Annotated in this window: 25 protein-coding genes; 8 read left to right on the top strand and 17 right to left on the bottom strand. The window is 60.4% G+C overall.

Annotated features, from left to right (window positions below):
* The first annotated feature begins 99 nt into the window (after window positions 1-99).
* Window positions 100-2,289 (top strand): phosphoribosylformylglycinamidine synthase subunit PurL, encoded by a 2,190-nt coding sequence (gene purL / locus DFR46_RS07250; RefSeq protein WP_116235834.1) that lies wholly within the window; start codon window positions 100-102, stop codon window positions 2,287-2,289.
* A 13-nt stretch (window positions 2,290-2,302) separates the two neighbouring features.
* Here the strand turns inward: purL and DFR46_RS07255 are convergent, their stop codons facing one another.
* Entirely contained in the window at window positions 2,303-3,127 is an 825-nt protein-coding gene (locus DFR46_RS07255; RefSeq protein ID WP_116237214.1) for a Coq4 family protein, read from the bottom strand.
* An 84-nt stretch (window positions 3,128-3,211) separates the two neighbouring features.
* Between DFR46_RS07255 and DFR46_RS07260 the strand changes: the two genes are divergently transcribed.
* From DFR46_RS07260 to bfr, 4 genes are all read left to right on the top strand, one after another.
* Window positions 3,212-3,886: a nitroreductase family protein gene (locus DFR46_RS07260; RefSeq protein WP_116235835.1), complete on the top strand. Its 675-nt coding sequence runs from the start codon at window positions 3,212-3,214 to the stop codon at window positions 3,884-3,886.
* Window positions 3,887-3,915: 29 nt separating this feature from the next.
* Window positions 3,916-5,163 (top strand): DUF418 domain-containing protein, encoded by a 1,248-nt coding sequence (locus tag DFR46_RS07265; protein WP_116235836.1) that lies wholly within the window; start codon window positions 3,916-3,918, stop codon window positions 5,161-5,163.
* 59 nt (window positions 5,164-5,222) lie between these two features.
* Window positions 5,223-5,393, top strand: coding sequence for a (2Fe-2S)-binding protein (locus tag DFR46_RS07270; RefSeq protein ID WP_116235837.1), 171 nt, complete (start codon window positions 5,223-5,225; stop codon window positions 5,391-5,393).
* Between the two features lie 97 nt (window positions 5,394-5,490).
* Entirely contained in the window at window positions 5,491-5,973 is a 483-nt protein-coding gene (gene bfr, locus DFR46_RS07275; RefSeq protein WP_116235838.1) for a bacterioferritin, read from the top strand.
* A 9-nt stretch (window positions 5,974-5,982) separates the two neighbouring features.
* Here bfr and DFR46_RS07280 read toward each other — a convergent pair whose 3' ends face one another.
* The 6 genes from DFR46_RS07280 to panB all read right to left on the bottom strand — a co-directional run bounded on the left by DFR46_RS07280 (window position 5,983) and on the right by panB (window position 11,184).
* On the bottom strand, window positions 5,983-6,414 hold the full coding sequence (locus DFR46_RS07280; RefSeq protein ID WP_245953735.1) for an Hpt domain-containing protein: 432 nt from the start codon (window positions 6,412-6,414) through the stop codon (window positions 5,983-5,985).
* Between the two features lie 129 nt (window positions 6,415-6,543).
* Window positions 6,544-6,777, bottom strand: coding sequence for a sulfurtransferase TusA family protein (locus DFR46_RS07285; RefSeq protein ID WP_116235840.1), 234 nt, complete (start codon window positions 6,775-6,777; stop codon window positions 6,544-6,546).
* Window positions 6,767-8,131, bottom strand: coding sequence for a ribosome biogenesis GTPase Der (gene der, locus DFR46_RS07290; protein ID WP_116235841.1), 1,365 nt, complete (start codon window positions 8,129-8,131; stop codon window positions 6,767-6,769). Before der ends, DFR46_RS07285 begins: the two co-directional genes overlap by 11 nt.
* Window positions 8,132-8,153: 22 nt before the next feature.
* The gene (locus DFR46_RS07295; protein WP_116235842.1) at window positions 8,154-9,470 is read right to left on the bottom strand and encodes an outer membrane protein assembly factor BamB family protein; all 1,317 of its coding nucleotides are present in this window, start codon (window positions 9,468-9,470) and stop codon (window positions 8,154-8,156) included.
* Window positions 9,467-10,189 (bottom strand): tetratricopeptide repeat protein, encoded by a 723-nt coding sequence (locus DFR46_RS07300; protein ID WP_245953737.1) that lies wholly within the window; start codon window positions 10,187-10,189, stop codon window positions 9,467-9,469. The genes DFR46_RS07295 and DFR46_RS07300 overlap by 4 nt, the downstream gene beginning before the upstream one ends.
* A gap of 122 nt (window positions 10,190-10,311) precedes the next feature.
* Window positions 10,312-11,184: a 3-methyl-2-oxobutanoate hydroxymethyltransferase gene (gene panB / locus DFR46_RS07305; RefSeq protein WP_116235844.1), complete on the bottom strand. Its 873-nt coding sequence runs from the start codon at window positions 11,182-11,184 to the stop codon at window positions 10,312-10,314.
* Window positions 11,185-11,289: 105 nt separating this feature from the next.
* Here panB and DFR46_RS07310 point away from each other — a divergent pair, with 105 nt between their 5' ends.
* Window positions 11,290-12,417 (top strand): endonuclease/exonuclease/phosphatase family protein, encoded by a 1,128-nt coding sequence (locus tag DFR46_RS07310; protein WP_162843417.1) that lies wholly within the window; start codon window positions 11,290-11,292, stop codon window positions 12,415-12,417.
* 6 nt (window positions 12,418-12,423) lie between these two features.
* Here DFR46_RS07310 and DFR46_RS07315 read toward each other — a convergent pair whose 3' ends face one another.
* Together DFR46_RS07315 and DFR46_RS07320 are read right to left on the bottom strand one after the other, a co-directional pair.
* Window positions 12,424-12,705: a DUF427 domain-containing protein gene (locus DFR46_RS07315; protein WP_116235846.1), complete on the bottom strand. Its 282-nt coding sequence runs from the start codon at window positions 12,703-12,705 to the stop codon at window positions 12,424-12,426.
* A gap of 41 nt (window positions 12,706-12,746) precedes the next feature.
* The gene (locus DFR46_RS07320; protein ID WP_116235847.1) at window positions 12,747-13,106 is read right to left on the bottom strand and encodes a winged helix-turn-helix transcriptional regulator; all 360 of its coding nucleotides are present in this window, start codon (window positions 13,104-13,106) and stop codon (window positions 12,747-12,749) included.
* Window positions 13,107-13,199: 93 nt separating this feature from the next.
* Here DFR46_RS07320 and DFR46_RS07325 point away from each other — a divergent pair, with 93 nt between their 5' ends.
* A complete protein-coding gene (locus DFR46_RS07325; RefSeq protein WP_116235848.1) occupies window positions 13,200-13,643 on the top strand; it encodes a GFA family protein in 444 nt (147 codons plus the stop codon).
* 8 nt (window positions 13,644-13,651) lie between these two features.
* Window positions 13,652-13,978 (top strand): TfoX/Sxy family protein, encoded by a 327-nt coding sequence (locus DFR46_RS07330; RefSeq protein ID WP_116235849.1) that lies wholly within the window; start codon window positions 13,652-13,654, stop codon window positions 13,976-13,978.
* Between the two features lie 14 nt (window positions 13,979-13,992).
* Here DFR46_RS07330 and DFR46_RS07335 read toward each other — a convergent pair whose 3' ends face one another.
* The 8 genes from DFR46_RS07335 to guaA all read right to left on the bottom strand — a co-directional run bounded on the left by DFR46_RS07335 (window position 13,993) and on the right by guaA (window position 20,291).
* The gene (locus tag DFR46_RS07335) at window positions 13,993-14,352 is read right to left on the bottom strand and encodes an ArsC family reductase (protein ID WP_116235850.1); all 360 of its coding nucleotides are present in this window, start codon (window positions 14,350-14,352) and stop codon (window positions 13,993-13,995) included.
* Window positions 14,353-14,354: 2 nt separating this feature from the next.
* Window positions 14,355-15,551, bottom strand: coding sequence for a formate-dependent phosphoribosylglycinamide formyltransferase (gene purT / locus DFR46_RS07340; RefSeq protein ID WP_116235851.1), 1,197 nt, complete (start codon window positions 15,549-15,551; stop codon window positions 14,355-14,357).
* Between the two features lies 1 nt (window position 15,552).
* Window positions 15,553-15,786, bottom strand: a complete 234-nt coding sequence (locus DFR46_RS07345; RefSeq protein WP_116235852.1) for a hypothetical protein — start codon at window positions 15,784-15,786, stop codon at window positions 15,553-15,555.
* Between the two features lie 71 nt (window positions 15,787-15,857).
* The gene (locus DFR46_RS07350) at window positions 15,858-16,577 is read right to left on the bottom strand and encodes a DUF4336 domain-containing protein (protein ID WP_116235853.1); all 720 of its coding nucleotides are present in this window, start codon (window positions 16,575-16,577) and stop codon (window positions 15,858-15,860) included.
* A 35-nt stretch (window positions 16,578-16,612) separates the two neighbouring features.
* Window positions 16,613-17,050: a GNAT family acetyltransferase gene (locus DFR46_RS07355; protein ID WP_116235854.1), complete on the bottom strand. Its 438-nt coding sequence runs from the start codon at window positions 17,048-17,050 to the stop codon at window positions 16,613-16,615.
* Window positions 17,037-17,750 carry an endonuclease III domain-containing protein gene (locus tag DFR46_RS07360; protein WP_116235855.1) on the bottom strand — a complete coding sequence of 238 codons (714 nt, stop codon included), beginning with the start codon at window positions 17,748-17,750 and terminating at the stop codon, window positions 17,037-17,039. Before DFR46_RS07360 ends, DFR46_RS07355 begins: the two co-directional genes overlap by 14 nt.
* A 22-nt stretch (window positions 17,751-17,772) precedes the next feature.
* Entirely contained in the window at window positions 17,773-18,726 is a 954-nt protein-coding gene (locus DFR46_RS07365) for a GIY-YIG nuclease family protein (protein WP_162843419.1), read from the bottom strand.
* Window positions 18,723-20,291, bottom strand: a complete 1,569-nt coding sequence (guaA, locus tag DFR46_RS07370) for a glutamine-hydrolyzing GMP synthase (RefSeq protein WP_116235857.1) — start codon at window positions 20,289-20,291, stop codon at window positions 18,723-18,725. Before guaA ends, DFR46_RS07365 begins: the two co-directional genes overlap by 4 nt.
* Window positions 20,292-20,398 lie beyond the last annotated feature (107 nt).

The raw sequence follows: 20,398 nt of genomic DNA on the forward strand, positions 1-20,398 counted from the left end.
AAAAGAATATCGCCATTGCAGACACGTATCCTGTCATGTGCCCATGGGAGCGCCGTTTCGCTCTAGCTGAATCGCTCCGCCAGCGCTAAGGCGCTTCGCATGTCAGACACCGCCTCAGAATCGCAACAGAGCATCACCCCAGAAATCGTCGCCGAACACGGGCTCGCGCCCGATGAATATGATCGCATCCTCTCGGCACTGGGCCGCGAACCCAATATCGTCGAGCTTGGCATATTTTCGGTCATGTGGTCGGAGCATTGCAGCTATAAAAGCTCGCGCCGCCATCTGAAGAAATTGCCGACGGAAGGCCCGCAGGTCATCTGTGGTCCCGGCGAGAATGCCGGGGTCGTCGATATCGGCGACGGCCAGGCCGCAATTTTCAAGATGGAAAGCCACAACCATCCCAGCTTCATCGAACCCTATCAGGGCGCGGCGACCGGCGTGGGCGGTATTTTGCGCGATGTCTTCACCATGGGCGCGCGGCCGGTGGCGAACATGAACGCGCTGCGCTTCGGCCGGCCGGACCATCCCAAGACACGGCATCTCGTGTCCGGCGTGGTCGCCGGCATCGGCGGTTACGGGAACTGCGTCGGCGTGCCGACCGTCGGCGGCGAGGTCAATTTCCACTCGGCCTATGACACCAACATCCTCGTCAATGCGATGACGGTGGGGATCGCCGATACCGACAAGATCTTCTATTCGGCGGCTTCGGGCGTCGGCAATCCGATCGTCTATGTAGGCTCGAAAACCGGCCGCGACGGCATCCATGGCGCAACCATGGCCAGCGCGGAATTCGACGAAGACAGCGAGGACAAGCGCCCGACTGTTCAGGTCGGCGATCCGTTCACCGAAAAGCTGCTGATTGAAGCCTGTCTGGAGCTGATGGCGTCGGACGCGATCGTCGCAATCCAGGATATGGGCGCGGCGGGGCTGACCTCCTCATCCGTCGAAATGGCGACCAACGGCGAAGTCGGCATCATCCTCGACATGGACAAGGTGCCGTGCCGCGAGGAAGGCATGACGCCCTATGAGATGATGCTGTCGGAAAGCCAGGAACGCATGCTCATGGTGCTGGAGCCGGGCCGCGAAGACATGGCCCGTGCCATCTTCGAGAAATGGGAACTGGATTTCGCGGTAATCGGCGAAGTCACCGATACGCGGCACATGATCCTCACTTTCGAGGGCGAAACCGTCTGCGATATTCCGCTTGGGCCGCTCGCCGCAGACGCGCCCAATTACGATCGCCCCCATGTTCCGACGCCCAAGGCTGCCCCGCTAACCGACATCCCGGAAAGCACGGACATCGGCGCAGACCTGCTGACGCTCATGGCCTCGCCCGACCTCGCCTCGCGGCGATGGATATGGGAGCAATATGACCATATGGTCATGGCCGATACGATCCAGCGGCCCGGCGGCGATGCCGCTGTCGTCCGCGTCCATGGCACCAGCAAGGGCCTTGCGATCAGCACCGATTGTACGCCGCGCTACTGCAAGGCCGACCCGGTCGAGGGCGGCAAGCAGGCGATCGCCGAATGTTATCGCAACCTCTCCGCAGTCGGCGCCAAGCCGCTCGCGACGACCGACTGCATGAATTTCGGCAACCCGGAAAAACCCGAGATCATGGGGCAGTTCGTCGGTTGTATCGAAGGCATGACCGAGGCCTGTGCCGCGCTCGATATGCCCATCGTCTCCGGGAATGTCTCACTCTACAACGAAACGACGGATTCCGACGGCAAGGCTACGCCCGTCCTGCCGACGCCGGCTATTGGCGGCATCGGCCTGCTTCACGATATCGAGAAGATGGCGACCGTGGCTTTCAAGGCCGAAGGCGAATGTCTGGCCGTGATCGGAGCCAGCTATCCGGATATTGGCCAGTCGCTATGGCTGCGCGAAATCCATGGCCGCGAAGACGGACCGCCGCCGCGCGTAGATCTGAAGGATGAGAAGCTCCATGGCGATATTGTCCGCCGGCTCATCGATGAAGGCGCGGTGACTGCGGTGCATGACATTTCCGATGGCGGCCTCCTCGTCGCTGTCACGGAAATGGCGCTGGCGGGCAACATCGGCATCGAACTCGATGCGATGGACGCGGCCTTCGCCTTCAACGAGTGCCAGGCGCGCTATCTGGTAACCTATCGCACCGATGCGCCGCTCGATCGCAATGCGGTTCCTTTCGAAAAAATCGGAACGGTTGGCGGCGACGCCGTTCGCGTGAACGGCGCGGACATCCCGCTCGCCGATCTGCGCGCGGCCAATGAAAGCTTCTTCGAAAATCTGATGGGCCGCTAGAGCGGATCGTCGCTCAGGCGGGCTGGGCGGATTCCATGCCGTCCGACGGCCCGCTCTTCGCCAGCAGATCGTATGGATCGCGGCCTTCTTCGCGCAGGATGCGGTGCGCTTCATGATAGGCGCGAGGCACCCCGATGTTCAGCCGTTCGCGCGCTGCATCAAGGGGCTCGGCGAGCAGTTCGGTGATGTTCATCTCCCACACCCGCGGGCCGGCCTTGCCATGGCGTTTCGCTTCTCCGATCGCGCGGAAAATCGGTGCCCTTGTCCCGGTCTCCTTCTTCAGGTTGAAGCCGCCAGCATAGGCGATGAAGAGATGGGCGAAAGAGGGATCTTGGCCATAGGTGAAGGCCAGGACGCACTGTTCGCCCAGGCTATCCCGACCATAACCGGTCAGGACGTGCAGCAGGTCATGCGTATCCCGGTTCCGGTTGCCATACCATTGGATCAGATCATTATAGCGCGGCTTGCCCATCTTCTCGCCTTCCGCGACGAGGCCGGCGGCCGTAAGGCCCTCGGCTTCCATGAAATCGCAATAGGCATGGGCGACGCTTCCTTCGGGCATGGCGCGGAGCCGATCATGATCGTCGAGAATGGTCGGCAGATAGGGTTCGCTGGCATGGATGGCGCGGCCCTGCTCGCTGGTCCCGAACCGGACGGCTTCATCGCGGAAGGATTTCCGCGCCAGCGCCTCGAAAATCCAGAAAACCTGTTCCGTATCTTCCTTGTCTTTCAGAAGTTCGCGGAAATGGTGCAGCGCTTTCAGCGGCCGCTTTCTGAGCCGCGGCCGGTCGGGATGCACGGCAACAGGCATATCCGAGATTGCAGCTATCGTTTCCATGCGCATGAAATGCTATTTGCTGACATTGATGTCAATAGCAAGCCCGCCCCTTTGCGAGGGCGGCGTCACCGTCTATCAGGCGTCATGACCGACCATGATACTGTCCCCTATGCCGATCTTCCCGCCTATCCGGACGAAGAACGAATCGCGCGTGCGAAGAGTTTTTACGAAGCAATCCGGACCCGGCGGACATGTCGCCAGTTCAGCGATGCACCCGTCCCGCGCGCGGTGATCGAACAGGCCATTCTCGCAGCCGGCACAGCGCCCAATGGCGCGAACCACCAGCCCTGGCATTTCGCCGTTATCGGCTCGGCCGAGAGGAAGAGGGCGGTTCGCGAAGCGGCCGAGGTGGAGGAGAAAGCTTTTTACGAGACCAAGGCCAGCGATGAATGGCTCGAAGCGCTCGCACCGCTCGGCACCGATAAGGACAAGCCCTATCTCGAGATCGCGCCCTGGCTGATCGTGATTTTCGGGCAGCGACGCGGCGGGCCAAATCCGGGCGACGACAAGCAGAATTACTATGTAACGGAATCGGTAGGCATCGCATCGGGATTTCTTATCGCGGCGCTGCATGATGCCGGGCTGGCAACGCTGACCCACACACCCAATCCGATGAAGTTCCTGAACGAGGTGTGCGAACGTCCGGCCAACGAAAAACCGATGATGATTGTCGTTGCCGGCAAACCGGCTCCCGACGCGACAGTCCCTACTCATGCACTCAGCAAAAAGCAGCTCGACGCTATAGCCAGCTGGCTATAGCCTTCGGGGTCGGAGGGGGAATCGTCGCTATGGCCAGCACTGCATCAACGGACAGCCGTTTCATCAGCCTTGATGTCGTACGCGGTATCGCGGTGATGGGCATATTGCTCATGAACATTGTCGCCTTCTCCCTGCCAAGCGCCGCTTATTTCACACCGCTTGCCTATGGTGGAGAGAGTCCGGTCGATTTGGCTGTCTGGGCTACGAATTTCGTGCTGGCGGACGGCAAGATGCGCGGGCTCTTCTCCGTCCTGTTCGGCGCCTCGATGCTGCTCGTCATCCAGCGCGCCGAAGCGAAGGAGCAGAGCCCCGCCCTCACCCATTATTCTCGCATGACCTGGCTGCTCCTGTTCGGGGCCATCCATGCCTACGCAATCTGGTATGGCGACATATTGATGCTCTACGCGGTGATCGGTTCGATCGCCTTTTTCTTTCGCAAGATGGAAACGCATAAACTGGTTGTGCTCGGGATCATATTGATCGCGGTGCAGGCGATCTTTCTCGCCCTGCTGGCCGGATCGATATGGCTGCTGCGCGAATCGGCTCTGGCGCCAGGCGCCGATGCGGAACTGGTGCGGCAATGGCTGGCGATCGATGCGCAATTCGGTACGATGCCGCCCGATAAACTTGCCGAGGAACTCGCGCGGTATCGCGGGAATTATGCCGATATTCTCGCCCATCGGCTAGGGCCGGGCTTCTGGGACCCGATACAGGCAAACCTTACCGCCGCGCTCGATACGCTGGGGCTGATGCTGCTCGGAATGGCCGGACTGAAGAGCGGCTTCCTGACCGGCGAATGGGATCGGGCCAGCTACGCCCGTTACGCCAGGACAGGCTATTTGATCGGCCTTCCGCTGCTAACGGGGATTGCCCTGATAACGATGGCAAACGGCTTCGACGCGGTAACGATTTTCGCATTGGACTTCGCCGCACAGACCGCCATCAACCCGGCGGTAATCCTCGCCCATGCCGCGCTCATCCTCTACTGGGTGAAATCGTCTGCCGGAAGCCAGTTCATCGCCCGGGTCGGGGCGGCCGGCCGCGCCGCCTTCACCAACTATATCGGCACGAGCCTCGTCTGCACGACGATCTTCTACGGCTATGGCTTCGGCCTGTATGGCGAGCTGAGCCGCACAGCGCTCTATATCGTCGTCCTTTGCGTCTGGGTGCTGATCCTGCTCTGGTCCAAGCCCTGGCTCGAACGTTTCCGCTATGGTCCGCTCGAATGGCTCTGGCGGAGCCTTGCCCGTCGCGAGTTGCAGCCCATCCGTAAATAACATGGGCGGGGGTCATTTTTATTATTGCGACTTAATCTCATTAGCGCTATGGCAGGGCTATGGTTGTTTGCATCTGCAATGCGATTCGCGAAAAAGACCTTCGCGCTGCCGCCCAGAAGGGGGCCGCGACCCCATCTTCCGCCTATGCGCAGATGGGATGCAAGGCCCGGTGCGGCCAATGTGTATCCTTTGCACGGCAGATTATACAATCCGAAACTGCGACTGCGTAGCATCAACATCTGAAAGCCCCGAAAACTGGGGGTTTTTGGCCTTCTCTCCCTCCATCCTTGCCGCTATAACGCCCGGATCAGAACAAGGAGGTCCGGCATGAAGGGCGACGCAAAGGTCATCGAATTCCTGAACGAGGCGCTCAAGAACGAGCTGACCGCGATCAACCAATATTTCCTGCATTATAGGATGCTCGACAATTGGGGCATCGCGAAGCTCGCGAAGTTCGAATATGAAGAGTCGATCGACGAGATGAAGCATGCCGACCAGCTGACGGAACGCATTCTCTTCCTAGACGGCCTTCCCAATTTCCAGCTGCTCGGGCGTCTGCGGATCGGCGAAAGCGTCGAAGAAATCCTCAAGGCCGATCTTGAACTCGAGAATGAAGCGATCCCCCTGCTCAGGGACGCGATCGAACATTGCGAAAAGATTCGCGACTATGTCAGCCGCGATCTGTTTGCATCGATTCTCGATAGCGAGGAGGATCATGTCGACACCCTCGAACAGCAGTTCGACATGATCGAGCGGATGGGGATCGAAAACTATTGCCAGCTTCAGTCGAAACCGGCGGAAGACGGCTAGTCCGGCCTCTTAAAGCCTGCCGAATTTCTGATTGGCGGCATGCCGCTCGTCAATGCCATGGTGGCGCTGGACGAGCGGATTTGTCGCTTCTTCCAGCCTCTCCATCGTCTCTTTGAGCGCGGGGCGCAGCTCGGCGGCATCGGGCACAAGCTCTTCCGGTGTCTGCTGAATCTCGACAAGGTGACGGGCAGTCATCTCGATCTTTTCGGCAATCATGCTCACGCGAATTGCGCCAAATTGGAGCGATTCACCCTTCAGCGTATGCGCTGGCACGATCAGGGCCGCGGAAACCTTGTTGCGGATCGCTTCTTCGATTGCTTCGACCGACTTGATTCCGTCTTCGCTATAATATCGGAGTATGCGCGCAAAATTCGATCCGAGTTCTTCCCGAACCGAATCAAACTCTGTCCAATCCACCAAATCTACGTTCTGGAACGACACGACGCGCTCCCTTTTCCAAAAGCCCCGTCCTGTCATTAGCCGGGGAGCGTAAACAACTGGTTTACCCACGGAAATATTTGCATCGGTTTCAGGCAATTAACCCGCAAAACCGGCCCCGAGCCGCGGATTTTAACGAAAAATACGCCATCCGGTGCCCAATGGGGTCCGGATTTCCTCGACCGTCCAGCCCTTCTCCGCCGCCAGGGATGAGATTTCCGCCGGTGCGATCGGATCGTCGGCGACGATCGCCGCGGATTTCTGCGTCCGCATCGCCCGCGCGAGGCGGAGCGCAGGCCATGGACATTTCAGCCCCCGGGCATCGATATCGACGGTTGCATCTCCGGCAGCGGCGTTATTGGTCATTCCCGCCATTCCCGTATGGGTTTTTCGGCGATCGCATGGTCAATCGAACCGGTATTCCGCCAAATCCGAGGTCGTTGCGGATGCCGTTCAGCAGATAGCGCTGATAGCTCATCGGGAGCTTGTCGACGCGCGAGCCGAACAGCACGAAGCTGGGCGGACGATTGCGCGCCTGGGTCATGTAGCGCAGCTTGATGCGTTTGCCTTTGGGCGCGGGCGGAGGGTTGCGTTCCACCGCATCGCGGAACCAGCGATTGAGCTCGCCGGTCGTAACCCTCTTCGACCATGCATCGCGGACCGTGAAAGCCGCTTCCATCAGATCGTCAATACCCTTACCCGAAACCGCCGAAATTGCGACCAGCGGCACTCCGCGCACCTGTGCCAACCCCTCATCAAGGGCGGTACCGATGCCTTCGAAAAGCGCCTTCTTGTCCGCCGCGATATCCCATTTGTTAATGGCGATGACGAGCGCGCGCCCCTCTTCCAGAACGCGGTCCGCAATCTTCAGGTCCTGCACTTCGAGGCCGAGCGTCGCGTCAAGTAACAGAACCACCACTTCGGCAAAATCTACGGCGCGCAGGCCATCGGCGACCGACAGCTTTTCGAGCTTGTCCTGCACCTTGGCGCGCTTGCGCATCCCGGCTGTGTCGATCAGTTCGACGGGTCTTCCCTGCCATTCCCAGGGAACCGCGATGGAATCGCGCGTGATACCGGCCTCGGGACCCGTTATCAGCCGGTCATCATCCAACATCCTGTTGATAAGTGTCGATTTTCCGGCATTCGGGCGGCCGACGATGGCGAGCTTCAGGGGGCCGCCTTCATCTTCTGTTTCTTCACCGTCTTCACCAAATGCATCAGTTTCAATGAGCGGCTGCAACAGTTGAAACAGGTCTGCCATGCCTTCGCCATGCTCGGCACTGAGCGGCACGGGATCACCAAGACCCAGCTTGTAGCTTTCATAGAGGCCGGGTTCTGCCGCGCGACCTTCGGCCTTGTTGCCGACGAGAATGATCGGAGTTTCGGTACCGCGAAGCCAGCGGGCGATTTCTTCGTCGAGCGGCGTAAGGCCAACTCGCGCGTCGAACATGAAGAGCGCGACATCCGCATCGGAGATGGCGCGCTCGGTTTGCTGGCGCATCCGTCCCGGCAGACTTTTAGGATCCTCGTCTTCATAGCCGGCGGTATCGATGATCTTGAAATCAAGGTCGAACAGATGTCCCTCAGCCTCGCGCCGATCGCGGGTAACCCCCGGCCGATCATCGACGAGCGCAAGCTTCTTGCCCACGAGCCGGTTGAACAGCGTCGATTTGCCGACATTGGGGCGGCCGATAATCGCAATAACGGGCAGCCGCACCATGACTATGCGCCTCTCTCTATCGTTAGCGCCAGGCGCTCAGTTCACCATCGCTGTCGAGCAGGAAGAGTGTATTGTCGGCAACGACCGGCGAAAGTTCGACACCTTCGTCCAGTTCATCGGTCCGGCTTACAGTCCCCGATGCCGGATCCATGAAAACCAGATGGCCACGGCTGGATACCAATACAAGCTGCCCGCCTGCCAGAACCGGTCCGCGCCAGAAAATCGGGCCCTTGCGCTTCTCTTCATTGCGATAGCGCGGCAATTGCGTGATCCAGCGGATACGCCCATTGGCGCGGGCGATTGCCATCACACGGGCATCGTCGGTAACGGCAAACATCCAGTCGCCTGCGATCCAGGGCGTGGACAGGCCCCCGGCATTAACCTCCCATATCCGTTCACCGGTGATCAGCCGAAGCGCCACCATGCGGCCGCCCTGGCCGATGGCATAGACAAACCCGCTGTCGATCACCGGGCTCGCATCGATATCGGAAAGCGTCGAGACCGACGTGGAAATACTCGTGCGGTTCAAACCATCCTGCCAGACAATCTGCCCGTTTTCATAGCGATAGGCGATCAGCTCCCCCGAAGAGAAACCGGCGACAAGCGTCCCCTGCGCTGAAGCAGGAGCGGCAACGCCGAACACACCGGACACTTCAAGCGTACCCGACACCGTCCAGCGCGTTTCCCCATTGGCGGGATCGAGCGCAAAAATCTGATTGTCCTGGCTCAACACATAGACATTATTGTTGGCGATCGTCGGCGCACCGCGCAACGGGCCACCGGGGCGTACTTTCCAGATCTGGCTGCCGTCGGTGATATTGAGCGCGCCCGCATAACCGACACCGTTCGTCACATAGAGGCGATCGCCGGAAATGCTGATCCCGCCGCCGAAAAGAGCCGGCTCGCTGCCGATCTCCGTGCCGAACCGCATCGACCAGACTTCGCCGCCCGTCTGCACATCGAAGGCGCGCACGGTCGCTTCGGTGTCGATCGTGAAGACCCGGCCATTGCTCACGACCGGAGCCGCCGCAAGGCGTGCGCGCGATCCGCCGCCATCGCCGATCGATGTCGACCATACTCGAACCGGCATATTGCTCAACGCGAGATGGCCAAGCGATTTGCTGGCGCTGCCGCCGGGCTGGGTCCAGCCCGCATTTACCGCAGCCGGCGGCAGGACAACGGGAACGCTGGCAATTTGCGGATCTGCCTGAACGTCATTCTCGGAAACCAGTATGGGTGTGCGATTGCCAACCGTCGGCGTCGCATCGTCGCTGCCGCTGAACAAGCCGCAACCGCTCAGCGCAAGCGCCGCGCAAGAGAGAATCAGAATACGCATCATGAACTTGCTTCCTCCGCTGTTTCCGCTGCCAGAGGCTGGTTCGGAACAGTCTGTTCTTCCATATCTACCGGCTCATCCGGCACGGCATCCACACCCAATACGCCGGCCATCTGAACCGCACGTGTCCGAAGCGTTTCGGGAACGCTTTCGTCATTCGCCATCTGGGCGAACAGCGCCCCGGCACCTTCTTCATCGCCCATCCGGATCATCGCTACCGCGGTGAGTTCCGCAGCGCTGCCGAACCATGGATTGCCTGGTACTGCAAGGCTTGCCAGCCGGTCGATCACCGCCTGCGGCTCCATATCTTCAAACTCGACGGCCGTCTGGCGGATCGTGGCAATATCGCGAAACTGTTGCGGAAGCCCGTCATCCGCAGCAATAACGGCAAAAACCTCTATGGCGCGTGCCCGGTCCTCGCCCTGCAGCGCCAGTGCTGCCTGGGTCAGCAAGGCTTCCGCGCGAATGATCGGGCGGCGAGATTCCGCCAGCGCACTAAGCTCGTCTTCCACATCCGTGTTGGTTCCGTCACTCAAACCTTCGAGCAACATGGACAATTGCTCGGCTTCGGCTTCAGCGGCCGAAGTCTGCTGGTTGCTCCAGTAAAGCCAGCCGCCAAAGGCCGCGAGGCCGATGATAACCAGTCCGGCGATCCACTTGCCCCAACGGTCCCAGAACTGGACCGCCTGTTCCTTGCGGACCTCCTCGTCGACTTCGCGCATGAAAGCGGAATTATCTTGCGGCGCAATCGCCAACTCTCGTCTCCAATTCGTTATGGCGGCGGACCTTAGCGGCGCGCCGCGCCAAGGGAAAGCAATTGTGAACCACGGCCGCGGCGGCGGTCCTATTTCTTGGGTTGATATGTCTGCGCCTCTTCGGGAAAGCTCCGGCTGCGCACGTCGGCAGCATAGGTTTCAACGGCATTGCTGATGTTCGTCGCCAGGTCGTCGAATTTCTTGACGAACCGCGGGACGCGATCGAACATGCCAAGCATATCTTCGGTCACCAGCACCTGGCCATCGCATTGCGCCGATCCGCCGATACCGATTGTGGGACAGGATACCGCCCGTGTCGCCTCGATGGCGATGGGCTCGATCACACCCTCGATAACGATGGCGAAGGCACCGGCCTGATCTATCGCTTTGGCGTCCGCGATAACCTTGGCCGCTGTCGCATCGTCGCGGCCTTGCACCTTGTGGCCGCCGAGAATGTTTACGGCTTGGGGAGTCAGGCCGACATGCCCCATCACCGGAATGCCCCGCGCCGTCAGAAACGCAACTGTTCCGGCCATCGCCTCGCCGCCCTCCATCTTGACGGCGGCGGCGCCGGTTTCCTTCATCACGCGGGTCGCCGAACGGATCGCATGTTCCGGGCTTTCCTCGTAGGAACCGAACGGCAGATCGACGATCACGACGCTGTGATAGCTGCCCCTGACCACTGCCGCGCCATGCGCGATCATCATGTCGAGGCTCACCGGAATCGTCGAATCCAGACCGTAGACGACCTGTCCGAGAGAATCCCCGACGAGCAACATGTCGCAATGCGGATCGAGCAGCTGCGCCGCGCGCACAGTATAGGCCGTGAGCATGACCAGAGGTTCGCCCGTTTTGCCGTCGGTTTTCCGTGACCTGATAGCCGGCACGGTAAGCCGTTTCATCGGCTTGGGCGTTGGATGCGCACGATCGGTTTTGGTATCGAGGGTATAGGTGGTAGACATGGCGCGCGTTTTAGCTTTGTCTGAGAGGATTGGCCAGCTATCGCAACGATACGCCTCGGAAGAGAGTAGCCGTTATCATTGCTGGCAATTTGGGAAGGCACAATATTGACGGCTTCAGAAAAAAGCAGCGGTTTCTCATGGCGCTTCGCCGCAGCCGCGCTGATTGCCCTGGCAGCGCTCTTCATCATTCTCGCAACGATCGCCAGCGCCGTCCCCTCCAATCAGTGGTGGATCCGGATATGGGATTTCCCGCGGCTCGCTCTGCTCACCGTGGGGCTGCTGGTGTTTCTTGCGATCTGCTTCATTCGCTTTCGATGGCGCTGGGCGGTGAGCGCGACCCTGTTGGCGGCGCTCGCCTACCATGCAGGCCATATCTGGCCTTACACGGTGCTGGCTAGCGTCGAAGCGCAGACCATCGACATCACGGACGATGAGCGCGAAGCCCATTGTTTCCTGACGCTCAGCCTCAACGTATTGCAGGACAATCGCGACTATGATCGCACTCTGGCGCTGATAGCGCGGGAAAATCCCGACATTCTGGTACTTATGGAGACCGACGCGGCCTGGATCGCGGCAATGGAGCCGGCGCTTGCCCGGTTCTCCCATCGCTTCGAAGCGCCCCTCTCCAACAAATATGGCCTGGTTTTTGCGTCCCGCCTGCCTGTCAGCGAAGGCCGCATGGTCAACCTGACCGAGCCGGGCACACCATCCTTCCATGGAATTTTGCAGACCCCCGCCGGCAATGCTTTCCGGCTTTCCGCCCTCCACCCTCGCCCTCCGCATCCCGGCCAGGATACTGAAGAACGCGATGCGGAGATCGCCATCGCCGCGATGATGACGCGCGACAGCGGAATGCCGACCTTTACGGTTGGCGATTTCAACGATGTTGGCTGGTCCGAAACGTCCCAGTTGTTTCGCCGGATCGGGCGCTATGTCGATCCGCGAATCGGGCGCGGTTTCTATGCGACCTTTCCAGCCTCGCTCCCGGCGTTTCGCTGGCCGCTCGACCATGTGTTCTTCACCGAGGAGTTCGGCCTTTACAGCCTGAGCACAGGCGAGGCCGTCGGGTCCGATCACCTGCCGGTGCGCGCCGAAGTCTGTCTCGTCCCGGGCGAGGGAGAGAGGCTCAACACGCCCGAGGAAGCGGAGGCCGACGATGCCGGCGATCTCGAAGAAGTCATGCAGGCCTATCGCGAAGACCAGGTGATGGAACGCGCGACGGGCGAGGAGTAACCGCGCCTAGCCGACCTCGACGCCCTTCCAAAAGGCAATATGATCCTGGATCGATGCCGCCTTCTCCTTGGGATCGGGATAGTACCAGGCCGCGTCCTTGTTCGTTTCGCCGGCAACGCTGAGCGAATAGTAGGACGCCTCGCCCTTCCAGGGACAGAAGCTCTTCGTATCGCTCTCGACCAGCAGATGTTCGTTGACCGCGACCCGCGGAAAATAATGGTTGTTCTCGACGACGATCGTCGCATCGCTCTGCGCTATAATCTCGCCATTCCATCTAGCGGTGACCATGGGAGTTCCTTTCGGGGCTGATAGGGGTTCAAGGGTTTAATCTAGGCCTCGAGCGGCTCCATGAAAGAGGCAGGCGGTACCCAGCTTTCCGGATAGTGCCGGTTGGCCCACGCGCAGATCGCCAAAAGCACCGGATGCAGTTCGCTCCCCTTCTCGGTAAGGCGATAGGCGTAGCGGGTTGGCCGTTCCTGATAAGGTTTACGCTCGACAAGGCCGTTGGCAGTCATCGCTTCCAGTCGGCTGGCTAGGATATTGGTCGTTATCCGCTCCGGCGAGTCCAGAAATTCGGAATAGCGCGCCTTGCCGTTCAGCATGTCGCGGATCAGCACGAGCGTCCATTTGTCGCCGACCAGATCGAGTGTCGTGGCAATCGGGCAGCCAGAGCGGAAGATATCGGACATCAGCTTTTCCTAGTGACTTTTAAATTGCAAGTTACAAGTCATATGGATAGGATGCGCATAATATCCAGCGAATCGCAAGTAAGGGAGCATGACATGAGTGAGGGTTTTTCAGGTGGGTGTCTGTGCGGCGATGTCCGCTATGAAAGTGCCGCAGATCCCGTGATGACCGCGCACTGCCAATGCGTCGATTGTCGCAAGGCGAGCGGTACGGGCCATGGCACTCATATAGTCCTGCCTGAACCCGCTTATCGACAGACCGGCGAAACGACGAGCTACGATCATCCCGCTGATAGCGGTAACATCGTCAGCCGTCATTTCTGCGCGCATTGTGGCTGCGCGATCCTGTCCACCAACAGTGCGATGCCGGGCATGGTGTTTGTGCGCGCCTCATCGCTTGACGATCCCGATATCGTCAGCCCGCAAATGGTCGTCTATGCGAGCCGAGGTGCGACCTGGGACCATATCGACCCGACCCTGCCGAGATTCGACACCATCCCCGAGGGCGGGCCGGAACAGGTAATCGCCGATGCCATGTAGTTGCCACGATGGCTTATGATCCGCATCTCGCCGACGAACTGGAAGCGGCATTCGCGGCCCGGCCCGATGTCGAGCGTAAGGCGATGTTCGGCGGCTATTGCTGGATGCTCAACGGCAATATGCTGTGCGGGGTCGAAGTCGGCCGCTTCATGTTCCGCGTCGGCAAGGATTTGCAGGCAGAGGCGCTCGAAAGGCCGGGCGCGGAACTGGTCAACTTCAACGGCCGCAAGATGGGCGGTATCATCTGGGTTGAGGAACATGCGGCGCGGGAAGCCGGATTGGAGAACTGGATCGCGATGGCCGAACGGTTTGTCGGCAGCCTACCGCCCAAATAGGCGGTCAATTAGCCTTATTCGGGCTCCAGTCCGAGCGCCGTTTCATACTCGCCGCCCTTGAACCCGACGATCAGCGGGCCTTCGCTCTCTAGAACCGGCCGTTTGATCATTGAGGGATGCGTCTTCATCAGCGCCACCGCAATATCCTCATCGACATCCGCCTTCATCTCGTCGGGCAAATCGCGAAAAGTCGTTCCGCGCTTGTTGAGCAACACTTCCCAGCCCACTTCGCTCATCCATTCGCGCAGCTTGGCCTCGTCGATGCCGGCTTTCTTATAGTCGTGAAAGGCGTAGTTGACGCCGCGGCGTTCGAGCCACTTCCGCGCCTTTTTGATGCTGTCGCAATTGGGGATGCCATAGAGAGTCGGATCCATCGTCATTCTTCCCTGTAAACAATGTTGATGTGCGCCGCCGCTTCCACAGCCACCGCGCATGCTTCTTCAACCGTGCCGTCATCCAGGCGCGCCAAAGCGACGCCCATGCGTCGCCATGGCCGGGTGACCGGCTTGCCGAACAGTCGTACATCGATATGGCAGCCGTCGCCCCCCTTGCCCAGCGCGTCTTCCACACCTTCAATGGCAAAATCCTCCGCCTCGCGATCGGCTAGGATCACCGCACTGGCCGATGCGCCTTTCGTCGCAATAGGCGGGACGGGCAGACCGAGGATCGCCCGGGCATGGAGATCGAACTCGTTGAGATCCTGCGAAACAAGCGTGACCATCCCCGTGTCATGCGGACGGGGCGACAATTCGGAGAAGATGACCGTATCGCCCTTCACGAAGAACTCGACGCCGAAAATGCCCCAGCCGCGCCCGTCCCCGCCCAGGGCTTCGACGACCTTCGCCGCCATGTCCTGCGCCGCGGCCAGCGCCTTTTCTGACATCGCCGCCGGCTGCCAGCTTTCGCGGTAGTCGCCGCGCTCCTGCCGATGGCCGATCGGCGGGCAGAAATGCACGCCATCCTTCGCGCGGACGGTGAGCAGCGTGATCTCATAATCGAAATCGACGAACGCCTCGGCGATCACGCGCTGCCGATCGCCCCGCATGCCTTCCGCCGCATAGTCCCATGCCGCATCGACCTCACCCATGTCGCGCACCGTGCTCTGCCCCTTGCCCGAAGAGGACATGACCGGTTTCACGACGAGGGGCATGCCGACCGCCTGCGCCGCCGCATGCAATTCCTCGCGGCTCTCCGCATAGCGATAGGTGGAGGTTTTCAGCCCGAGTTCTTCGGATGCCAGATCGCGGATCGCATCGCGGTTCATCGTCATCTGCGCCGCCCTGGCCGAAGGCACGACACGAAATCCCTTCGCCTCATACTCGGCCAGCACCTCGGTCCGGATCGCCTCGATCTCGGGCACGATGAAATCGGGCGCGTGCCTTTCGATCACCGCACCCAGCGCCGCACCATCGAGCATCGGGAATATTTCGCGCTCGTCCGCCACCTGCATCGCAGGCGCGTTATCGTAGGAATCGCAGGCGATCACATGGCAACCGAGCCGCTGGCAGGAAATCGCGAATTCCTTCCCGAGCTCGCCCGAACCGAGCAGCAGGATCCTGGCGGTCGGCGTCATCCTATTCCCTCTCGGCAAATTCGGAAACGATCCGCGAGCCGCAGTTCAGCAGTTCGCCCTTGGCATGTTCGGCGCAGGCCTGCTCCGCCTCCTCGACGGTCTGATAGGTTCCGAGCGTCTTCCAGCCCCAGAATCCCTTTCGTTGGGCCAGATACCATTCGGTCCAGGAGCGGCCGCGCGCCAGCGCCTGCCAGATCGATTTCGATTGATGGATGACCCGATATTTGACCTTCATGGCCGCTGGTTACGCCTCTGCCGGTATCGCCTCAAGCCCCGATGGCGCCGAAACGAAAACCGGGCGGTCCGTCAGCTGTGCCGGCGCTCTTCCTTCAGAAGCCAGGCAAAGGCCTGACGAAGAAAGGCCGTTCCGTCATCGCGCACGATCTCGCCATGCGCCATCACGACATTGCGGGGCCCGATTGCGATGAGGTCGCGCAGTTTCGCCCGCGCCGTCTCCCGATTGCGGAAGGTTGCCCGCAGTTCCAGCGGAGCATAGCCCTTCCCTTCGACGATCGACCAGAGCCGCGCGATCGGCCGCTGCCACCAGGACCAGTGCTTTTCGAGAAAGGCCTCGCTGAAATTCTCGGAAAGGTCGGCGAAGATCACGGTCGCGGAGGAGCGGTGGTAAAAAACAGTCTCTTCCAGAAAGGAGGAATTGGCAAAGTGATACTGGTCGATCTGGCCCGCCCATACATCCGGCGGGTCGTCGTCCAGCGCGCCGGCAAATGTCAGATCCTGCCGTTTCCCGATGGTCTCTTCGGGGCCCCAAAGCGCGGCATCGGGATAGGCCTCCTTCCACTCGGGCAGGAAGAGATGATGGAGCTTGTTGGGGCTGACGAGATGGCGCACCGGGCCTAGCCGGTCTACGCTTTCGGCGAGTTCGTCCGTCAGCGCAACGGGCGACCAAATCCACAGACCGCCATTCTCCAGCCGGACGACGACCATGCGCGTGGGATAGGCGAACCCGAAGAAATTGACGATTCCGCCTTCCGCGACCCAGATATCCGGCCCCAGCGGCTCCAGCATCTCCTGTCTCCCTTCTATCGCCCCCGGCTCCGGAATCAGCCCTTCCGGTCGAACCGGCGGCCGAGCGTTACCACGTCCTGCCGCGCCAGCCCAAGCGCCTCGTAAAAGGTGATCACATCCGCATTGTCGCTGCGCACCATCAGCTGGATCTTCGGCGCGCCGCGCGCACGCAACCAGGCTTCGGCCGCCGCCATCATCCGCTTGCCCAGCCCTTTTCGGCGATGATCGGGATGGACAGCGAGATAATAGACCCAGCCGCGATGCCCGTCGAAACCAGTCATCACGGTTGCGATCAGGGTCGCGGCTTCGTGGAGGAGGAGAATGTCGGACGTGGAGTTTTCGACCGCCTGCCGGAAATCGGCCACCGGATCGTTCCACGGCCGCGTCAGACCGCTGGCGCGCCACAGGGCAATAACGGCATCCCGGTCGCTATCCTGCGCGGCGGCGATATCCGTCTCATCAATGGCCGTCATCCTCTACCCTCCCCGTCCGGCACTCTGGCCGCGCAGGCCATGCCGCGCAATGCCGCTCCTGCGGGCGGCAGAAGCGCTGGCCGACGCGCTTCACGAGCAGATGATGCTCGTCGACATGCTCGGGGGTCCACGTCTCGGGCAGGATCGGCATCAGCGTGTCATACGCCTTCGCGGTATCGGCCTTGGCCGGCACGAGCCCCATGCGCTGGATCACGCGGCGGTGGTTGGTGTCGATAACGAGCGCGGCGCGCTTGAACGTGCTCGCATTCATCACACCGGCGCTCACCTTTCGCGCGACGCCCGGCAGACTTTCGAGCCAGTCCATCGCCTCTTCGGTGGGCAGATTGTGCAGATGATCGAGCGTGACCGCCCCGCGCCGCTCGACAATCTCCATGAGACACGCCTTGAGCCGCTCCGCCATCAGCTCGGGAAAGGTCGCGGTTTGAAGAAAGCGCAACAGCTCCGCCTCCGACGCCGCCGCGACCGCCTCCCAGGAGCTGAAATGCGCCAGCAGCTGGTCGGCCGAGCGGTTCGAATGGATCGTCTTCGTCCGCGCCCCGATCACGCCCTGCACCAGCACCCAGACCGGATCCCGGCGCTTCTCGGGTGGGCGGATCACCCGGCCGAAATGGGCGATCAACAGGTCATGCGTACGCTGGAGCGTTTCGGTGCGCGGGTCCGGGCCGAGGGGGAGTTGCATGGCTACTCGAAGTTAAATCTCGTTATTCATGTCGCGGCGGGCCGATAATGGACTCAAGACGTCGCGAAATATCGTGGAACCTCGCTTCGACAGATTTTTCTGAGCAAACGAAAAACTCACCGCCGACGCTGCTAAACTCCTTCTTGAAAAGGGATTTCAGATCTGACTCTGCATTGTCCGCATCATTAGAGGACTCAAATTTTCGCGATGATTGGATGACTCTCCAACGGCTGCCGCAAGCTGGCGGAAAACCTGAATTCAGCTCTTTGCAACGGCGCTCAAGATGAGAAGTTCGGCCAACTTTATATAAGCCCTTGCCGACATACTCATGTGCGCGTCCGCCCATGAAAGAAGACAAATCTCCATCGAACTTCATCAGATAAAGAAAGCTACCCTTATCTTCGGTTTCGAATTCTCGCTTCCCAAAGCTTGGCTTCGGTCCTTTTGTTGGTTGCCAATGCTCTTCGAACGGTTGAAAACTTTGATTGCCTTCAGCCAACGGCGTCATCCCGTAAACTGAAAGTTGACGAGTTGGCCAGCTCATAACGTTTTTTGCTTCCCGTTCGGTCACTAAGACCCCGTAGGAACCAAGGACTCTGGCATTTTTATGAGTGTAAGTATCAGGAAATAAATCGGAAACACCGACCTTCTGCCGAAATTGCCATGCTCGGACTACCGGCACGGCATACGTCCACCGATCTGTCCAACCATTCACTTCTTTGCGATGCTTCCCGGTCTCGGACATCCGGTCCACATCCTTTATCGGTTCTGGAACGATTTCCAGAATACCGAGAACCTGTCGACGTTCCTCTGCAGCGGTCAGCTCGCTATCCGCGCCATATATCAAAATAAGATCGCCGGGTTCGTAGTTCTCAAGCAGACGCGTACGACCGCCCTCGTTAGTGAAGCCGAGGTAACCTTCATTATCGGGATCAAATCCCCAAAAAGCTTTAAGCCAAAAACGAGGCTGGCTCACTCCCACTCAATCGTACCCGGCGGCTTCGACGTATAATCATACACCACCCGGTTGATGCCCTTCACCTCGTTGACGATCCGCGTCGCCACGCGGGTCAGGAAGCTCGCGTCGAAGGGATAGACGTCGGCGGTCATGCCGTCGGTCGAGGTCACGGCGCGCAGGCCGCACACATTATCGTAGGTCCGCCCGTCGCCCATCACGCCGACGGTTTTCACCGGGAGCAGCACGGCAAAGGCCTGCCAGATCGCGTCGTAGAGCCCGGCGTTGCGGATTTCCTCGAGATAGATCGCATCGGCTTTGCGGAGAATGTCGCAGCGCTCCTTGGTCACCTCGCCCGGGATGCGGATCGCAAGGCCGGGGCCCGGGAACGGATGGCGGCCGACGAACGCGTCGGGCAGGCCGAGTTCGCGCCCGAGTTCGCGGACCTCATCCTTGAAGAGCTCGCGCAGCGGCTCGACCAGTTGCATGTTCATGCGTTCCGGAAGCCCGCCGACATTGTGGTGCGATTTGATGGTCACGCTGGGGCCGCCCGTGAAACTGACGCTCTCGATCACGTCCGGATAAAGTGTACCCTGGGCCAAGAAATCCGCCCCGCCCACTTCCTTGGCCTCTTCCTCGAACACGTCGATAAAGGTCTTGCCGATAAATTTGCGCTTCAGCTCGGGGTCGGTGACCCCTGCCAGCCCGGAGAGGAACATCTCCTCCACATCGCGGTGGACGAGCGGCATGTGATAATGCCCCCGGAAAAGGGACACGACCTGATCGGCCTCGCCCTGCCGCATGAGGCCATGGTCGACGAACACGCAGGTCAGCTGGTCGCCGATCGCTTCGTGGATCAGCACAGCGGCGACAGCGCTGTCGACGCCGCCCGATAACCCGCAAATAACCTTGCCGTCGCCTACCTGTTCGCGGATTTCGGCGATCTTGGCGGCCTTGAACTCCGCCATCGTCCAGTCGCCGGCACAGCCGCAGACATGGCGGACGAAATTGGCGATCATCTTTGCGCCATCCGGTGTGTGCACGACCTCGGGATGGAACTGGGTGCCGTAATAGCGCCGGGCATCGTCTGCAATCAGCGCGAAAGGCGCGCCTTCGGTGGTTGCCACGATCCGGAAGCCTTCGGCAAACTGGGTCACCTTGTCGCCATGGCTCATCCAGACCTGGTGTCGCTCCCCGGTTTCCCAAAGCCCGTCGAACAGCACGCAATCGTCGGAAATCTCGATAAAGGCGCGGCCGAATTCGCCGCTTTCGCCGGCTTCCACCTTCCCGCCAAGCTGTTCGGTCATGACCTGCTGGCCGTAGCAGATGCCGAGGATCGGCAGGCCGCTCTCAAAGATCACATCGGGCGCGCGCGGGCTATCCGCATCGGGCACGGATGCCGGGCTGCCGGACAGGATAACGCCCTTGGGCTGCATGCGCGCAAAAGCTTCTTCGGCCGCGTTGAAGGGGGCGATTTCGGAGTAAACACCCGCTTCGCGCACGCGGCGTGCGATCAGCTGCGTCACCTGGCTGCCAAAGTCGACGATCAGGATCGATTCGCCGTGAAAAGAGGTCTGAATTGTCATGACAGGGCAATAGATTTGCAGGCCGGGCCTGTCCAGCAATCGGGCGCGCACATGGTTAACCGGTCATTAGCCTTTGGCAACTAGAAGGATCCGGTCGACTTTGATGG

This window comes from Parasphingopyxis lamellibrachiae (genome assembly GCF_003385775.1).
Lineage (GTDB): Bacteria > Pseudomonadota > Alphaproteobacteria > Sphingomonadales > Sphingomonadaceae > Parasphingopyxis > Parasphingopyxis lamellibrachiae.

Bases quoted from the DNA above. Each gene is read 5' to 3' on its own strand.
- DFR46_RS07285 (WP_116235840.1), bottom strand. From the start codon at position 6,777: ATGACCAATAACGCCGCTGCCGGAGATGCAACCGTCGATATCGATGCC.
- DFR46_RS07320 (WP_116235847.1), bottom strand. From the start codon at position 13,106: ATGTCCGATATCTTCCGCTCTGGCTGCCCGATTGCCACGACACTCGAT.
- DFR46_RS07345 (WP_116235852.1), bottom strand. From the start codon at position 15,786: ATGAAGGTCAAATATCGGGTCATCCATCAATCGAAATCGATCTGGCAG.
- DFR46_RS07260 (WP_116235835.1), top strand. From the start codon at position 3,212: ATGACCGACCATGATACTGTCCCCTATGCCGATCTTCCCGCCTATCCG.
- DFR46_RS07265 (WP_116235836.1), top strand. From the start codon at position 3,916: ATGGCCAGCACTGCATCAACGGACAGCCGTTTCATCAGCCTTGATGTC.
- DFR46_RS07335 (WP_116235850.1), bottom strand. From the start codon at position 14,352: ATGGATCCGACTCTCTATGGCATCCCCAATTGCGACAGCATCAAAAAG.
- DFR46_RS07300 (WP_245953737.1), bottom strand. From the start codon at position 10,189: ATGCGCGAAGTCGACGAGGAGGTCCGCAAGGAACAGGCGGTCCAGTTC.
- DFR46_RS07295 (WP_116235842.1), bottom strand. From the start codon at position 9,470: ATGATGCGTATTCTGATTCTCTCTTGCGCGGCGCTTGCGCTGAGCGGT.
- der (WP_116235841.1), bottom strand. From the start codon at position 8,131: ATGGTGCGGCTGCCCGTTATTGCGATTATCGGCCGCCCCAATGTCGGC.
- DFR46_RS07315 (WP_116235846.1), bottom strand. From the start codon at position 12,705: ATGGTCACCGCTAGATGGAATGGCGAGATTATAGCGCAGAGCGATGCG.
- bfr (WP_116235838.1), top strand. From the start codon at position 5,491: ATGAAGGGCGACGCAAAGGTCATCGAATTCCTGAACGAGGCGCTCAAG.
- guaA (WP_116235857.1), bottom strand. From the start codon at position 20,291: ATGACAATTCAGACCTCTTTTCACGGCGAATCGATCCTGATCGTCGAC.
- DFR46_RS07330 (WP_116235849.1), top strand. From the start codon at position 13,652: ATGGCTTATGATCCGCATCTCGCCGACGAACTGGAAGCGGCATTCGCG.
- purL (WP_116235834.1), top strand. From the start codon at position 100: ATGTCAGACACCGCCTCAGAATCGCAACAGAGCATCACCCCAGAAATC.
- DFR46_RS07355 (WP_116235854.1), bottom strand. From the start codon at position 17,050: ATGACGGCCATTGATGAGACGGATATCGCCGCCGCGCAGGATAGCGAC.
- DFR46_RS07255 (WP_116237214.1), bottom strand. From the start codon at position 3,127: ATGGAAACGATAGCTGCAATCTCGGATATGCCTGTTGCCGTGCATCCC.
- purT (WP_116235851.1), bottom strand. From the start codon at position 15,551: ATGACGCCGACCGCCAGGATCCTGCTGCTCGGTTCGGGCGAGCTCGGG.
- DFR46_RS07360 (WP_116235855.1), bottom strand. From the start codon at position 17,750: ATGCAACTCCCCCTCGGCCCGGACCCGCGCACCGAAACGCTCCAGCGT.
- DFR46_RS07350 (WP_116235853.1), bottom strand. From the start codon at position 16,577: ATGCTGGAGCCGCTGGGGCCGGATATCTGGGTCGCGGAAGGCGGAATC.
- DFR46_RS07270 (WP_116235837.1), top strand. From the start codon at position 5,223: ATGGTTGTTTGCATCTGCAATGCGATTCGCGAAAAAGACCTTCGCGCT.
- panB (WP_116235844.1), bottom strand. From the start codon at position 11,184: ATGTCTACCACCTATACCCTCGATACCAAAACCGATCGTGCGCATCCA.
- DFR46_RS07325 (WP_116235848.1), top strand. From the start codon at position 13,200: ATGAGTGAGGGTTTTTCAGGTGGGTGTCTGTGCGGCGATGTCCGCTAT.